Genomic DNA, 16,382 nt, shown 5'->3' with positions numbered 1-16,382 from the left:
GTTCTGCTCAGTGCTCAAGACTGGCGTGACACCTGAGGGAGCGGGCTTGCCCGCGAAAAGGCCAGTACAGGCAACACCGCTTGATCAGGTCACCCCAGGCGGTGCCACTCCCGCTTGTCCCGGGTCAGCAGTTCATTGCCCGCCTCGGGCCCATCCTCACCCGCCGGGTACTCATGCACCTCCCCTTCCTTGGCCCAGGCATCGAGAAACGGCTGCACCGCGCGCCAGCCGTTCTCGATGTTGTCGGCGCGCTGGAACAGGGTCTGGTCACCGGTCAGGCAGTCGTAGATCAGCGTTTCGTACCCCGTCGCCGGGGTCATCTTGAAGAAGTCCTTGTAGGCAAAGCCCAGCTCGACGTTCTCCATCACCAGTTCTGGCCCCGGGCGCTTGGCCTGCAAGTCAAACCACATGCCCTCATTGGGTTGGATCTGGATTTTCAGGTAATTAGGCTTGGGCCGTTCCAGCTCCGATTCGCGAAACTGCGCATAAGGCGCGGGCTTGAAGCAGATGGCGATTTCGGTATCGCGCACACTCATGCGCTTGCCGGTACGCAGGTAGAACGGCACACCGGCCCAGCGCCAGTTGTCGATCATCACCTTCAGCGCTACATAAGTTTCGGTCTGGCTGTTTTCGGCGACGTTGGCCTCCTGCCGATAACCGGCCAAGCGCTTGCGGCCCTGCTTGCCAGCGCTGTACTGACCGCGTACGGAGTTTTTCAGCGCCATTTTCATCGACCACGGGCGAATGGCACCGATCACCTTGGCCTTTTCACCACGTACCGCATCGGCGCCAAAGGCCGCTGGCGGTTCCATGGCAACCATCGCCAGCAACTGGAACAAGTGGTTGGGGACCATGTCGCGCAGGGCCCCGGTGTTGTCATAGAACGCGCCACGGGTCTCGACGCCAACAGTCTCGGCGGCGGTGATCTGCACGTGATCGATGTAGTGGTTGTTCCAGAACGACTCGAACAGGCCGTTGGAGAAGCGGCTGACCAGGATGTTCTGCACCGTCTCTTTGCCCAGGTAATGGTCGATGCGGTAGATCTGCCGCTCGCCCATCACCTTGAGCAAACAGGCGTTGAGTGCCTCGGCGCTGGCAAGGTCGGTACCGAAAGGCTTCTCCACGACGACGCGACGAAAGCCCCCGCCAGATTCGTCGAGCAGCCCGGCCTGGCCCAGGCGCTGGGCCACTTCGGGGAAGAAGCGCGGCGACGTCGCCAGGTAGAAAATCGCGTTGCCATGACGCGTTGCCTCAATGCGCTTGGCAATCGCCTGGTACGTGGCCGGGTCAAGGAAGTCGCCGGTCTGGTAGTCCAGCCGTTTGGCCAGGCGCGCCCAGAGCTTGTCGTCCAGGCATTTGGCGCCCCCTTCACTGCCCTTGTCTCGCTCCAGCATGAACGCGTGCAGGCGTTCGGCAAACGCCTCGGCGGTGGCGGCATTGTGATCGACGCCAACGATGCGCAGGTTGCGGTCCAGCAAGCCGTCGCGGCTGAGGTTGTACAGCGCCGGCATCAACAGGCGCTTGACCAGGTCGCCATTGGCGCCGAACAGAAACAGGGTGCAGGGGGGCGCGGCTGGGATCGTCTGTTTAGTCATTCGCCTTTCTTCTCGACATGGCCACCAAAGCCCAGGCGCATGGCCGAGAGAATCTTGTCGCCATAGGTACCCTGCTGCTGACGCGAGCGGAAGCGTGCGAACAGCGCGCTGGACAGTACCGGCACCGGCACGGCTTGTTCGACAGCAGCGTCGATGGTCCAGCGGCCTTCGCCACTGTCGGACACCGAGCCACTGAACTGTGCCAACTGCGGGTCGGCCACCAAGGCGTCGGCGGTGAGGTCGAGCAGCCACGAGGTCACCACGCTGCCGCGCCGCCAGACTTCAGCGATTTCAGCCACGTCGAGGTCAAAACGCTGCTCTTCGGGCAGCTCGTTGCCACCCTTGCTGCGCAGCAAGTCGAAGCCTTCGGCATAGGCCTGCATCAGGCCATACTCGATGCCGTTGTGGACCATTTTCACGTAGTGCCCGGCGCCTGGCGGGCCGGCGTGGATGTAGCCATGCTCGGCGCGTTGGTGCTCACCCTTAAGGCCATGGGTGCGCGGGATGTCGCCAACACCGGGCGCCAACGCTTTGAACAGCGGTTCGAGGCGTTCGAACACGTCCTTTTCGCCACCGATCATCATGCAGTAGCCACGCTCCAGGCCCCACACCCCCCCTGAGGTACCTACGTCCAGATAATGCAGGCCACGTTTGGCCAATTCGCCCGCACGGCGCATGTCGTCTTTATAGAAGGTGTTGCCGCCGTCGATGATTGCATCGCCCGGTTCCAGCAGCTCGGCAAGCTGGGCGATGGTCTGCTCGGTAGGCTCCCCGGCCGGCAGCATCACCCACACTGCGCGCGGTGCCTTTAGTTTTTGTACCAGGGCACCAAGGTCGTGAGCACCCTGGGCACCCTCGCCCTCCAGCCCAACGACGGTGTCACGGTTGCGGTCGTGCACCACGGTGCGATGGCCGGCGCGCATCAGGCGCCTTGCGATATTGCCGCCCATGCGGCCCAGCCCGACGATTCCCAGTTGCATGAGCCGATGCTCCCCTTTCTAAATAGATGACGACACAGTTCAGCGTTTCAGATTAGTCCAGCGTACCGCCGAAGGGTTCAGCGACGAACGGCAAGACCACGATAAACAAAAAAGTTCCCACGGGCGGCGAAAGAATTCAGAATGCGCCCCGCGTGAAGCGACTACGCTTGAAAATGTCTCCACCAATTGCGAGGTGAGCAATGGGTACTTTGATGCCAGCGACTCCCATCCAGACACTCTACGTCTCGGTGCGCCGTGATGAACTGTCCCAGCTGAAACAAGAGCGCGATCAGTTGCGTCAACAGGTTGCTCGACTCAACCAGATGCTCGAACAAGCCGCCAAACGCGAAAAATCTGTCAGCCACTGACGAACCTGGCCACTCGCTGACACGCGGCGTCCTCTTTACCGTAGAGCGCGCCGCAGGCCCGCCCCGGAGCCTGCACCCGATGGATGCGTGCATGAAGCTCCTTTCGTACTGCCTGCCAGCTACCCTGCTCACGGTTTGCCTACACGCTCAGGCAACCCCTCCACAGCACTGTCAAATGCTTTCCGAGGCCCAGTCTCGCGCCTTGTTCGCGCAATGGAATGCCAGCCTGCAGGCTGGCGACCCGGTGGCCGTCGCCAAACTTTACAGCGACGATGCGGTGTTGCTGCCCACGCTGTCGAAATTACCTCGGCTGACCCCGGACGAGCGAATCGAATACTTTCAACACTTTCTTGCTGATCGGCCAAGCGGCAAGCTGGACAGCCTTCACCTGAGCCCTGGCTGCAACAAAGTGACCATCGCAGGGCTGTACACCTTCGACTTTGCCGCCAGCGGCAAACAGGTACCGGCCCGTTACACCTTCACCTACCGCTGGGACGGGCAGGCCTGGCTTATCAGCCACCACCATTCCTCACTGTTGCCACAAGGCTGAAACAACCTTCGCAAGGCGTCTTACAACGTGCGTGTTAATCCGCCCCATCAGAGGGCGAACAATCACGCACACGCCCCATGATGGCGCGTCACCCTAACCGCCTGCCCCACCCTCGACCACTCCGTTCATAGCCAGTCACATACGCCAACGTTTGCGTCTAATTCGGCCATAACGAAAGTGACCAGTGGGTCACCTTTTTTACTTCTTCTCTCCTACACTCAGCTTTCGGCCCGCCATTTGCTCAGAGGAAGAGTGACGCAGAAAAGTCGAACTTTCATAAGCGGCGGTGGGTCAGGAATTAAGTAGGCCAGTTGCAAGGGGGCTTCCCCAGCTTGAGCCCACCACCCCCAATCAGTTCAATCGCCTTCGGCCGGAATGCTGATCGCGTTGTGCCTGCGCGCACGACTCAGGGGCATGGATAGCACTACACAGATTTGAACCAGAGAGAACCAACACGAGATAACGCCACGGGTGCCAGCACCCGGCCAAGCATAGGGACGGAGAGAAGTATGATCAGTGCCGCTGTCGAGCCTCACGTAGATTCATTCAACCCGGACAACCGCGAGCCGCTTACCCCGGATTTCGCCACGACAGGCAAGGCACCCGGCGCGCAGCGCCAGCACAACCCGAACAAACGCAAGATCCTGTTCGTGACCTCGGAAATCGCCGACCTGGTCAAGACCGGCGGCCTGGGCGATGTCTCCGCCGCCCTGCCCCGCGCCCTGGCACACCTGCACGATGTACGGGTGCTGATTCCCGGCTATCGCCAGGTGATGGAGAGCGATAACCCGATTCACATCGTCGGCGAACTGGGCGGCCATGCGGCGTTGCCGCCTTGCAAGATCGGGCGCATGGACCTGGCCGACGGCCTGGTCATCTACGTCTTGATCTGCCCTGAGCTGTACCAGCGTGACGGCACTCCCTATGGTGCCAATAACGGCCGTGACTGGCCCGACAACCATATCCGCTTCGCCCGCCTAGGCCTGGCTGCAGCCGAAATTGCCGCAGGCGAAGGCATGATCCACTGGAAGCCCGAAGTGGTGCACGCACACGACTGGCCTGCAGGCCTGGCCCCGGCCTACATGCATTGGCGCGGGCTGAACACGCCAACCCTGTTCACCATTCACAACCTGGCCTACCAGGGCGTCTACAGCCGTGGCTGCAGCCCGGAACTGGCGATCCCCGAGCATGCCATGCAGCAGGAAGGCATGGAGTTCTACGGCAAGCTGTCGTTCCTCAAGGCAGGCTTGGCCTACTCCAGCCACATCACCACGGTCAGCGCCACCTATGCCCGGGAAATTACCACCCCGGAATTCGGCTGCGGCCTCGACGGCTTCCTTTCTGCCAAGGCCCAGCAAGGCCTGCTAGGTGGCATCCCCAACGGTATCGACGAAAGCTGGGACGCGGCCACCGACAAGCACCTGCAACACAACTTCAGCATCAATGACTGGGACGGCAAAGCGCGCAACGCCGAAGCCGTACGTCAGCTCTTCGAGCTTGAACCTTCCGAGGGGCCGCTGTTTGCGGTGGTCTCGCGCCTGGTCTACCAGAAAGGCCTCGACCTGACCCTGGGTGTGGCCGACTACATCGTCGAGCAAGGTGGGCAGATCGCGATCATCGGCCGTGGCGAGCCGGAAGAAGAACAAGCCATGCGCGAACTGGCGCTGCGCCACCCAGGCCGCATCGGCGTGCGCATCGGCTTCAACGAGACCGATGCCCGGCGCATGTTCGCCGGCAGCGATTTTTTGCTGATGCCGTCGCGCTATGAGCCGTGCGGCCTGAGCCAGATGTACGCCCAGCGCTTCGGCTCATTGCCGGTGGCGCGCAATACCGGTGGCCTGGCCGATACCATCGAGTGCGGCGTCACGGGCTTTTTGTTCAACGAATCGACCGTCGAGAGCTACCGCGAGGCACTCAGCCGCGCCTTCTATGTGTACGGCAAGAAAGACCTGCTCAACGCCATGCGCTGCCTGTCGATGACCCAGCCATTCAACTGGTGCCAGGCGGTGGAACCTTATGCTCGCCTCTATGAGGACCTGGTCAAGCAGGCGCAATTGAGCCACTACTGAGCGGAGATTTCGAAGATGCACAGGCATGGCGCACACCTGTTGGACGCCACGTCGGCGCGCTTCGCCCTCTGGGCGCCGGATGCGCGCAGCGTGAGCGTGGAACTGGCGCAGCAGCCCCCCGTGGAGCTGCTGCCCGACAATGACGGCTGGTACACAGGGGTTGCCCCGTGTCAGGGGGGTGATCGGTATCACTACCGCATCGATGGCACGCTGCAAGTCGCCGACCCGGCCTCGCGCTACCAGCCCGATGGCGTGCAGGGGCCAAGCCAGGTGGTGGATGTTGCCAGTTATGACTGGCAACATCCCTGGCAGGGCCGACCATGGCATGAAGCGGTCATCCAGGAACTGCACGTCGGGGTGCTGGACGGTTATGCGGGCGTTGCCCGCCAACTGCCACGCCTGGCCGAAATCGGCATCAGCGCCATCGAGTTGATGCCGCTGGGGCAGTTCCCGGGTGAGCGCAACTGGGGTTACGACGGCGTGCTGCCCTATGCGCCGCACAATACCTACGGCAGCCCGCAGCAGTTGTGCGCGCTGATCGACCAGGCCCATGGCCATGGGTTGATGGTGCTGGTGGATGTGGTCTACAACCATTTCGGCCCGGACGGCAACTACCTCCACCAGTACGCCAGCCCGTTCTTCCGCGAAGACCGGCAGACCCCATGGGGCGCCGCTATCGACTTTCGTCGCGCCGAGGTGCGCGAGTACTTCATCCAGAACGCCCTGATGTGGCTGTGCGACTACCGCTGCGACGGCCTGCGCCTGGATGCAGTGCATACCATCGACCAGCCGGACTTCCTTGTTGAACTGGCGCAACGGGTACGCGCTGCGGTGGAGCCTGGCCGGCATGTCTGGCTGGTGCTGGAGAACGAGCACAACCAGGCCTTTCTGCTAGAACAGGGTTTTGACGCCCAATGGAACGACGACGGCCATAACGCCCTGCACGTGCTGCTGACCGGCGAAACCGAAGGCTACTACGCCGACTACCAACAGCGCCCCATCGACCAATTGGCCCGCTGCCTGTCGGAAGGCTTCGTGTTCCAGGGCCAGGCCAACCGCCATGGCACGCCACGTGGCGAGCCCAGCGGGCACCTGGCGCCCAGCGCCTTCGTGCTGTTTTTGCAGAACCACGACCAGGTCGGCAACCGCGCCCTGGGTGAGCGACTGACCCGCCTCTGCCCGCCGCAGGCCCTGCGTGCAGCCACCGGCCTGTTGCTGCTGGCTCCGATGATCCCGCTGCTGTTCATGGGCGACGATGACGGCAGTTGCCGCCCTTTCCTGTTCTTCACCGACTTCCATGACGCACTGGCCGATGCTGTGCGCGAAGGCCGGCGCGGTGAATTCTCCCACTTCGCCGCGTTCGCCGACCCCGTGCAACGTGAACGGATCCCCGACCCCAACGCCGAGCAGACCTTCGAATCGTCGCGCCCGCAAAGCAAGGACGTCATTGCCGGTTGGCATGGCCTTTACCACCAGTTGCTCGACCTGCGCCGTCGCCACGTCATCCCGCACCTGCCGGGCAGCCGCGCGCTGGGCGCTGAAGTGCATGGCGAGAAAGCGCTCACCGCACGCTGGCGGCTGGGTGATGGCAACACCTTGCAGATTGACTTGAACCTTGCCGCCACGCCCCAGCCCGTCGAGCTGCCCGCCGCGGCGACGCGGCTTTTCGACAGCAGTGACACCCAACACCCCGATACCTGTCTGTCCGCGTACAGCTGCGTGGTCAGCCTGCTTACCCCTGGCCAGGAGCGCCCATGAGCGAAACCGCCCTGCACCGTCTGGCGGCCCGCGTCGGGCTGAGCCGCGACTGGATCGATGCCAATGCCCGGCCGCAGCAAGTCAGTGACGACGTGCTACGCAATGTCCTCGAAGGCCTGGGCCACCCCGCCGCCGACGAATCCGCCATCCAGGCCAGCCTGCGCGCGGTGGAGGCCGCCGAGGACAGCGAACACCTGCCGCCCTTGCTGACCGCCGAGCTTGGCCAACCGCTGGCCCTGGATCGCTACTTCAGCGCCGGCAGCGAGGTGCATTGCACCTTGGAAGACCACAGCCAGCGCACCCTGGCCCTGGACAGCCAAGCCCATTTGCCGGCCGAACTGCCCCTGGGCTACCACACCCTGGCGATCGACGGCCGCACCTTCACCGTGGCCGTGGCGCCGTCGCGCTGCTACAGCCTGGCCGACAGCGTGGCGCAACCGCCCCCACGCTGCTGGGGCCTGGCAGTGCAGTTGTACAGCCTGCGCCGCAACGGCGATGGTGGCTACGGCGACTGCCTGGCGCTGGAGCAACTGGCGCGCACAGCCGCCGAGCGCGGCGCCGATGCCTTGGCAATCAGCCCGCTCCACGCCCTCTCGGCCATCGACCAGGATCACTACAGCCCCTACTCGCCGTCCAGCCGCCTGTTGCTCAATAGCCTCTATGCCAGCCCTGCAGCCCTACTTGGCGAGCGCGACGTGCGCATGGCCATTGAAGCCTGTGGGCTGGAGCAGGTGCTCGAAGAGCTAGAGCAGCGCCCCCTGGTCGATTGGCCTCGCGCCGCAAGCGCCCGCCTGCGCCTGCTTGAGGCCCTGTACAAGGGCTTCAGCCAGGGCGATCACCCACTGCGCAAGGACTTCGACAGTTACCGCGAGGCCGGCGGCCAAGCCCTGGAGCACCACTGCCGCTTCGAAGTGCTGCAGGCCCAGGCGGTGGAACATGGACTGGGCGCCGACTGGCGTACCTGGCCCAGCGCCTGGCATGACCCTTACCACCCCGAGGTCGAGGCCTTCGCCAGTGCCTACCCGGCCAAGGTCGAGTTCCACGCCTTTTGCCAGTGGCTGACCGAGCGAGGCCTGCAACGCGCACAGGAAGCAGCCCGTGGCAACGGCATGGCGGTTGGCCTGATCGCCGACCTGGCAGTGGGCGCCGACGGTGCCGGCAGCCAGGCCTGGAGCCGCCAGGACGAGTTGCTGGCCAACCTCAAGGTCGGCGCGCCACCCGACATTCTCAACCGTTCGGGGCAGGACTGGGGCATTTGTGCGTTCTCGCCCGAAGGCCTCAAGCGCAACGGCTACCGCGCCTTCATCGAGATGTTGCGGGCCAACCTTGCCCACGCCGGCGGGCTGCGCATCGACCACGTCATGGGCCTGCGCCGGCTGTGGTTGATCCCACGGGGAGCCAAACCCAGCGAGGGCGCCTACCTGAACTACCCGCTCGACGACCTGCTACGCCTGCTGGCGCTGGAATCGGTTCGGCACCAGGCGATCATCCTCGGCGAAGACCTCGGCACCGTGCCCGAGGGCCTGCGCGAACAGCTGGCCGACAAGGCCGTGCTGGGCATGCGCGTGCTGCCCTTCGAGCAGACCCAACCTGGCCACTTCAAAGCCATTCTCGACTGGCCCGACAGCGCCCTGGCCACCACCGGCACGCACGACCTGGCCCCGCTGGCCGGCTGGCTGGAAAACCGCGACATCGACTGGAGCCATCGCCTGCAGTTGATCGATGCCGCCACCGAATTGCACTGGCGCCAAGAGCGCCAGAAAGAACACGCCGGCCTGCGCCGCACCCTGGAGGCCAACTACGGCCCATTGCCAGACAACGATGCCGTGATCGACGCCGCCATCCGCTACGTCGGCCACACCCGCGCCCCGCTGGTGCTGGTGCCGCTCGAAGACCTGCTGGGCTGCGACGAACAACCCAACCTGCCCGGCACCACCCAAGGCCACCCCAACTGGCGCCGGCGCTTCGCACTGCCAGTGCGCGAACTGCTCGACGATGAAGACGCCGCACGGCGCCTGGAGCTACTGGCCCAGGCCCGCGAGCAAGCCTGGGAGCGTGACCGATGAAGCCACTGACCGCGACCCTGCGCCTGCAATTTCACAGCGATTTCACCCTCGACCACGCGGTGCCGCTGGTGCCGTATTTTGCCCAGTTGGGCATCAGCCACCTGTATACCTCGCCGATTCTCATGGCGCGCGCTGGCTCACGCCACGGCTACGACGTAGTCGACCCGACTCAGGTCAACCCGGAGCTTGGCGGCGAGGCCGCCCTGCAGCGCCTGGTCACGGCGCTGCGCCAGCATGGCATGGGGTTGATCCTCGACACCGTGTCCAACCACATGGCCGTGGGCGGCGCCGACAACCCCTGGTGGCAAAGCCTGCTGGCCTGGGGCCGACGCAGCCCGTATGCGGAGTTCTTCGACATCCAATGGCACTCCAGCGACCCGCTGTTGGCTGGCCAGTTACTGCTGCCCTTCCTTGGCAGCGACTACGGCGCAACCTTGAAGCAAGGCGAGATCCCGCTGACCTTCGACAAGCACCACGGCGTGCTGGAAGTTGCCCATTACGACCATCGCTTCCCGATCTGCCCGATCGACTATGGCTGGATCCTCGCGCAAAGCCCCGAACCCGCTTTGCAAGGGTTGGCCGAGCATTTCACTGCGCTGAGCGACAGTGCTCAACCGCTGGTCGATGCCCAGCCCCTGCACGCTGAATTGGCGCAGCGGGTAGCAGAGGGCGCAGACCTCGAATCGGCCCTGATCGCATTCGATAGCCGCAGCGAGGCCGGTTTCAAGCGCCTGCACCTGCTGCTCGAACGCCAAACCTATCGCCTGGCCAGCTGGCGCACCGCCGCCGACGACATCAACTGGCGGCGCTTCTTCGACATCAACGAGCTGGGCGGCCTGCGGGTCGAGCGCGCAGTGGTGTTCGAGGCCACCCACGCCAAACTGTTCGAGCTGATTGAACGCGGCCTGGTGGACGGCCTGCGTATCGACCATATCGACGGCCTGGCCGACCCACGTGGCTATTGCCGCAAACTGCGCCGACGGGTCGATGGCCTGTTGGCCCGGCGGCCATTGAGCGCGGCACTGGAGCACTTCCCGATCTACGTGGAAAAGATCCTCGGGGCCGACGAGCACCTGCACCGCGACTGGCTCACCGATGGCACCACCGGCTACGAGTTCATGAACCAGGTCTCGCTGCTGCAACACGACCCAGCAGGCGAAGTGCCCCTGACCGAATTGTGGGCCAACGTCAGCGAGCGCCCGGACTTCCCCGAGGAAGTGCGCCTGGCCCGCCACCTGGTGCTCAATGCCAGCCTGGCCGGTGACTGCGAATCGGTCGCCCAGGCCTTGCTGCAAGTGGCCCGCGACAACCTGATGACCCGCGACCTGACCCTGGGCGCGATCCGCCGGGCCCTGCAGGCGCTGGTCGCGCACTACCCGGTGTACCGCACCTACTTCAACGCCTGCGGCCGCCCTGCCGAGGATGAAGCGTTCTTCCAGCAGGCCCTGGCCAATGCCCGCCAGGACCTCGGCGAGGCAGACTGGCCGCTGCTCGACCAGCTCGAACACTGGCTCGGCGGCCAGCCCTGGCGCCACCTGCCACCGGGCCGCCCGCGCAAGCACCTGCGCCATGCCTGTGTGCGCTTCCAGCAACTGACCGCGCCCAGCGCCGCCAAGGCCGTGGAGGACACGGCCTTCTACCGCAGCGCCCGGCTGCTGTCGCGCAACGATGTAGGCTTCGAGGCCGAGCGTTTCAGCGCCGGCAGCGACGCTTTTCACAACGAGGCCCAGCGGCGCCTGCGCGACTTCCCCGACAACCTGTTGGCCACTGCCACCCACGACCATAAACGCGGCGAAGACACCCGCGCCCGCTTGGCCGTGCTCAGCGAACGCGGCCCGTGGCTGGCCAGCCGCGTGGAGCATTGGCGTGAGCTGGCGGCGCCGCTGCGCACGCAACTGGACGACGGCCTGGCTCCCAGCCCTGGCGATGAGCTGATGCTGCTGCAGACGCTGCTGGGCAGTTGGCCGCTGAGCCTTGACCCACACGATGACGGCGCTCTGCGCCCGTACGCCGAGCGCCTAAGGCAATGGCAGCAGAAGGCCTTGCGCGAAGCCAAGTTGCGCAGCAGCTGGAGCGCCCCGAACGAGGCCTACGAGGCCGCCTGCGCCAGCTACATCGACGGCCTGTTGCTGGGTGACGAGAACCAGCAATTGCGCAAGTCGTTGGCCGATGCTGCCCAGCTCATCGCCTGCCCTGGCGCACTCAATGGCCTGGTCCAGGTACTGTTGCGCATGACCGTGCCTGGCGTGCCCGACCTGTACCAGGGTAACGAGTACTGGGACCTCAGCCTGGTCGACCCGGACAACCGCCGCCCGGTCGACTACGCGCTCAGGCGCCGCACCCTGGACGACGCCACGCCGCCCGCCGAGCTGCTTGCACACTGGCGCGACGGCCGCATCAAACAAAACCTGATCGCGCGGGTGCTGGACTGCCGCCAGGCGCATGCCGAACTGTTCCGGCGTGGCGCCTACCTGCCGCTGACGGTGCAGGGCCGGCATGCAGACAAGGTGCTGGCCTTCGCCCGCCTGGGTGACGACGAACGCGCCATCGTCGTTGCCCCACGCCTGGCCAGCGGCCTGCTCGGCGGCGCCACTACACCGTTGATCCCGGCACATAACTGGGACGACACCCGGCTGATCCTGCCGTTTGCCTTGTCGCCTGCCAACTCGACGGGACTTTTCCCCAGTGCTGCGGTCAGCCCTTCAAAGGAGCTGCTGTTGAGCGCCGTACTGTCGGAATTTCCGGTCAATGTGTTGATACAACAATCTTGAGCATCAGGAGCGTCATGATGAGTGTCGATGAGAAGCGTATCCGTGAATTTGCCTACCAGATCTGGGAATCGGAAGGTAAGCCCGTCGGTGAGGAGGAGCGCCACTGGGAGATGGCGCGCAAGCTGGCCGAGGCCGAGGCCTTGGCACCCAAGGCAGCGCCGCGCAAGAAAGCGGCGGCCAAGCCCAAGGTAGCGGCAGAGCCGGTTGCCAAGCCTGCGGCGGCGAAGAAGCCACGGGCGGTGAAAAAGCCCGCCGCCGGTTAAGCCTGCACCGGCCTCTTCGCGGGCAAGCCCGCTCCCACAGAGTCCCCACTGCCTGTGGGAGCGGGCTTGCCCCGCGAAGAGGCCCGTCCGGGAGTACATAGCCCCCTTCCACCACGGTCACTCGAGGACTGCCATGAGCCCCCGCATCCCGAAGAAAACCCGCTCAGTCGCCCCATCGCGCATTCGCGAAGGCATGCCCTTCCCCCTCGGCGCTACCTGGGACGGGCTTGGGGTCAACTTCGCCCTGTTCTCGGCCAACGCCACCAAGGTCGAGCTGTGCCTGTTCGACTCCAGTGGCGAACAGGAAATCGAGCGCATCGAGCTGCCCGAATACACCGACGAGATCTACCACGGCTACCTGCCCGACGCACACCCAGGGCTGGTCTACGGCTATCGCGTCTACGGCCCTTACGAGCCCGAGAACGGCCACCGCTTCAACCCCAACAAACTGCTGATCGACCCTTACGCCAAGCAACTGGTCGGCAGCCTGAAATGGTCCGAGGCACTGTTCGGCTACACCATCGGCCACCCCGACGGCGACCTGTCGTTCGACGAACGCGACAGCGCACCCTTCGTGCCCAAATGCAAAGTCATCGACCCGGCCTTCACCTGGGGCCGCGATCAGCGCGTGCAGATCCCCTGGGAGCGCACCATCCTCTACGAAGCGCATACCCGCGGCATCAGCATGCGTCACCCGGCGGTGCCGGAAGCACTGCGCGGCACCTTCGCCGGCCTTGCCAATGACGAGCTGCTCAAGCACATCAAGGACCTGGGCGTTTCCAGTATCGAACTGCTGCCGATCCACGCCTTCGTCAACGACCAGCACCTGCTGGACAAGGGCCTGAACAATTACTGGGGCTACAACAGCATCGCCTTTTTCGCGCCGCACCCCCGGTACCTGGCCAGCGGCAAGATCGCCGAATTCAAAGAGATGGTCGCGCACCTGCATGACGCCGGGCTGGAGGTGATTCTGGATGTGGTCTACAACCACACCGCCGAAGGCAACGAGCGCGGCCCGACACTGTCCATGCGCGGCATCGACAACGCCTCCTACTACCGGCTGATGCCCGACGACAAGCGTTATTACATCAACGATTCCGGCACCGGCAATACCCTGGACCTGAGCCACCCGTGCGTGCTGCAACTGGTCACCGACTCACTGCGTTATTGGGCCGGCGAGATGCATGTGGATGGCTTTCGCTTCGACCTGGCGACCATCCTCGGTCGTTACCACGATGGCTACAGCGAACGCCACGGCTTCCTCGTCGCCTGCCGCCAGGACCCGATGCTCAGCCAGGTCAAGCTGATTGCCGAGCCTTGGGATTGCGGCCCCGGTGGCTATCAGGTGGGCAACTTCGCGCCTGGCTGGGCGGAGTGGAACGACCGCTTCCGCGACACCGTGCGGGCGTTCTGGAAAGGTGATGAAGGCCAGTTGGCCGACTTCGCTTCGCGCATGACCGCGTCGGGCGACATGTTCAACAACCGCGGCCGGCGCCCTTATGCCTCGGTCAATTTCGTCACCGCCCACGATGGCTTCACCCTGCGCGATCTGGTGTCGTACAACAGCAAGCACAACGAGGACAACGACGAGAACAACCAGGACGGCACCGACAACAACCTGTCATGGAACTGTGGCGCCGAAGGGCCCACAGACGACCCGGAAATCATCGCCCTGCGCATGCGCCAGATGCGCAACTTCTTCGCCACCCTGCTGTTTGCCCAGGGCACGCCGATGATCGTCGCCGGCGACGAGTTCAGCCGCACCCAGCATGGCAACAACAACGCCTATTGCCAGGACAGCGAGATCGGTTGGGTCAACTGGGACCTGGACGACGATGGCACCGCGCTGCTGGCCTTCGTCAAACGCCTGACCCGGCTGCGCCTGGCCTACCCGGTGCTGCGCCGTTCACGCTTTCTGGTGGGTGACTACAACGAGGCGATCGGGGTCAAGGATGTCACCTGGCTGGCGCCGGATGGCAGCGAGATGAGCGTCGAGCAATGGGAAGACCCCCATGGCCGTTGCCTGGGCATGCTGATCGACGGGCGTGCGCAGGTCAGCGGCATCGCCCGGCCAGGTGCCGAGGCGACGGTGCTGCTGATCGTCAATGCCCATCACGATACCGTGCCGTTCCAACTGCCTACCGTGCCCGAAGGCGATTACTGGAGCTGCCTGGTGGATACCGACCGGCCTGAGTTGCGCAAGGGGCAGCACTTGCCATTCGAGAGCAGTTTCGAAGTGAAGGGGCGCTCGATGCTGTTGATGGTGCTGCAGCACGAGGAAGAGTGAACCTCAGGGGCCCTGACCGGTCTTTGTCTAGGCTCTGTACGAAAAGTTTTGTGGGAGCGGGCTTGCCGGGGCGCTCCTACAGGGGTCGTGCGCGACGCTTTGACAGAGGCATCACCTACATGGGTTTCACTGCCTTCCACCGGCGCTTCATGCTGCCGCCACTGCGCGAGGCGGTACGTAGCACCCCGGCCGACATCGAACTGGCTGTTGAGGTTCGGCTCTAGCAATCATTCTTCATAGCCACGGGGCGGTAAATAGCGAACCTCGATATACCTGACTATTTAACTCGGAAAATCAGCTGCTTGAACCCATTCACAGGCCATGAACAGATCCTTCACGCTTTCTTGACGCAAGCCCCTACCTCTCCTTAGCTGAACAGTATCTAGTCGTAAAGATCTCGCGCCGGGCCTCTAGCTCGCGCCTTCGTGCGCGTTTGCGAAAGCAGGCGTGCTGGTTTGGGTCGCCCACTGTTTTTGCCGTACAGCTCGTGACAACAGGCCAGGTCCTTGGGCTGTACCACAAAAACAACGGAGATCCGCCATGAAAAGAACCTCGAACCCTTTGCGCTTCGACAGCATTTTCTGCGCGGTTTCCACGTCGCTGCTTCTGGCAACCCCGGTGGAAACTTTCGCATTCGAACTGCAGGACGACCCAACCTCCCCTAGCTTTTTGCAACAACCGGCGGTCCCGCAGCTATCGCTCGACCCGGTCAGCGCCAGCGGATTGAACATAGCGACCCTGAACGCCTTCTCGGAAAAGATGAACGAGCGCCACGGCCTCACGGCGCCGGACCTGGTCGCCAGCCAGTGGGCGCAATTCTTCCCCGGCACCTCGCGCACCGGCGCACAGCCGCCCGACCAGCTCGAATCGCCCAGCCAGCAACTGATGATCGGCCCGGACCTGTTCTTGCGTGAAACCTCGGCGGGTAATGTGCACCGCGCGGGGATCTTCGTTGGCCACAACAACCTGCAGAGCAGCTTCAACGGCATTCGCCCGCTGTTGGGCGACAAGCAGCGCAATGCCGTGAACCTGAGTGGCGAAAGCCTGGGGGTGTACTGGAGCATGACCCATGAACGGGGCTGGCACCTGGATGCCGTGGCCATGGGCTCGCGTATCGACATCAATGGCCGCGGCGAAAGTGGCCAACGCCTGGACGACAGCGGTCATGCCATGACCTTCTCGCTGGAAGGTGGCTACCCGATCGGCCTGGGGGGCGGTTGGGTGATCGAACCCCAAGCTCAGTTGATCAACCAGCAGTTTTTCCCCGGTAGCCGGGTGCAGGAGGAGACGCTACAGGCATTCGACAGCCAGCCCAGTTGGAGCGGCCGGGTCGGTGCCAAGTTGTCCGGGCGCTACGAAGTGCGTGGCATGCCGATCGAACCCTATGTGCGCACCAACGTCTGGTATGACTTCAGCAATGCCGACGAGGTGAAGCTGGATCAGGTCGACAAGATCTCCAGCTCGCGGTACTCGACCACGGTGGAATTAGGCTTGGGGCTGGTGGCACGGGTGACACCGAACGTGGCGTTGTTTGTCAGTGCCGATTACAGCAGCGATGTGGATGACAATGACCTCAATGGGCTGATCGGTAGCCTTGGGGTGCGGATGCGGTGGTAGAGGCTGAATGTAGCGGTGCCCTTTTCGCGGGTAGCCCCGCGAAAAGGGCGTATCGGGC

11 protein-coding genes are annotated in these 16,382 nt (G+C 64.0%); 9 read left to right on the top strand and 2 right to left on the bottom strand.

Annotation, left to right across the window (positions count from 1 at the left end; translation table 11 throughout):
• Positions 1-89 precede the first annotated feature (89 nt).
• The gene (zwf, locus tag ACSSU5_RS19530; RefSeq protein ID WP_492559549.1) at positions 90-1,595 is read right to left on the bottom strand and encodes a glucose-6-phosphate dehydrogenase; all 1,506 of its coding nucleotides are present in this window, start codon (positions 1,593-1,595) and stop codon (positions 90-92) included.
• Positions 1,592-2,575 (bottom strand): phosphogluconate dehydrogenase (NAD(+)-dependent, decarboxylating), encoded by a 984-nt coding sequence (gnd, locus tag ACSSU5_RS19525; RefSeq protein WP_492559548.1) that lies wholly within the window; start codon positions 2,573-2,575, stop codon positions 1,592-1,594. Before gnd ends, zwf begins: the two co-directional genes overlap by 4 nt.
• A 200-nt stretch (positions 2,576-2,775) precedes the next feature.
• On the opposite strand from gnd, the gene ACSSU5_RS19520 reads away from it, so the two are divergent.
• From ACSSU5_RS19520 to ACSSU5_RS19480, 9 genes are all read left to right on the top strand, one after another.
• Positions 2,776-2,943: a DUF6026 family protein gene (locus tag ACSSU5_RS19520; RefSeq protein ID WP_264309391.1), complete on the top strand. Its 168-nt coding sequence runs from the start codon at positions 2,776-2,778 to the stop codon at positions 2,941-2,943.
• Between the two features lie 175 nt (positions 2,944-3,118).
• A complete protein-coding gene (locus tag ACSSU5_RS19515) occupies positions 3,119-3,493 on the top strand; it encodes a DUF4440 domain-containing protein (RefSeq protein ID WP_264309392.1) in 375 nt (124 codons plus the stop codon).
• 509 nt (positions 3,494-4,002) lie between these two features.
• Complete coding sequence (gene glgA / locus ACSSU5_RS19510; RefSeq protein ID WP_264309393.1) at positions 4,003-5,562, top strand: glycogen synthase GlgA; 1,560 nt, start codon at positions 4,003-4,005, stop codon at positions 5,560-5,562.
• Between the two features lie 15 nt (positions 5,563-5,577).
• Positions 5,578-7,320: a malto-oligosyltrehalose trehalohydrolase gene (gene treZ, locus ACSSU5_RS19505; RefSeq protein ID WP_492559547.1), complete on the top strand. Its 1,743-nt coding sequence runs from the start codon at positions 5,578-5,580 to the stop codon at positions 7,318-7,320.
• Positions 7,317-9,386, top strand: a complete 2,070-nt coding sequence (gene malQ, locus ACSSU5_RS19500; protein WP_492559546.1) for a 4-alpha-glucanotransferase — start codon at positions 7,317-7,319, stop codon at positions 9,384-9,386. The genes treZ and malQ overlap by 4 nt, the downstream gene beginning before the upstream one ends.
• A complete protein-coding gene (locus ACSSU5_RS19495) occupies positions 9,383-12,157 on the top strand; it encodes a malto-oligosyltrehalose synthase (protein ID WP_492559545.1) in 2,775 nt (924 codons plus the stop codon). The genes malQ and ACSSU5_RS19495 overlap by 4 nt, the downstream gene beginning before the upstream one ends.
• Before the next feature lie 14 nt (positions 12,158-12,171).
• Entirely contained in the window at positions 12,172-12,420 is a 249-nt protein-coding gene (locus ACSSU5_RS19490) for a DUF2934 domain-containing protein (protein WP_264309397.1), read from the top strand.
• A gap of 133 nt (positions 12,421-12,553) precedes the next feature.
• On the top strand, positions 12,554-14,707 hold the full coding sequence (gene glgX / locus ACSSU5_RS19485; protein WP_492559544.1) for a glycogen debranching protein GlgX: 2,154 nt from the start codon (positions 12,554-12,556) through the stop codon (positions 14,705-14,707).
• 540 nt (positions 14,708-15,247) lie between these two features.
• Positions 15,248-16,324, top strand: a complete 1,077-nt coding sequence (locus ACSSU5_RS19480) for an autotransporter domain-containing protein (RefSeq protein ID WP_492559543.1) — start codon at positions 15,248-15,250, stop codon at positions 16,322-16,324.
• Positions 16,325-16,382: the final 58 nt, after the last annotated feature.

It is taken from the genome of Pseudomonas sp. E1MeOHC2, assembly GCF_058745025.1.
Note: the sequence above shows the minus strand (reverse complement) of the source record. Positions and strands in the feature narration are given on the sequence as shown.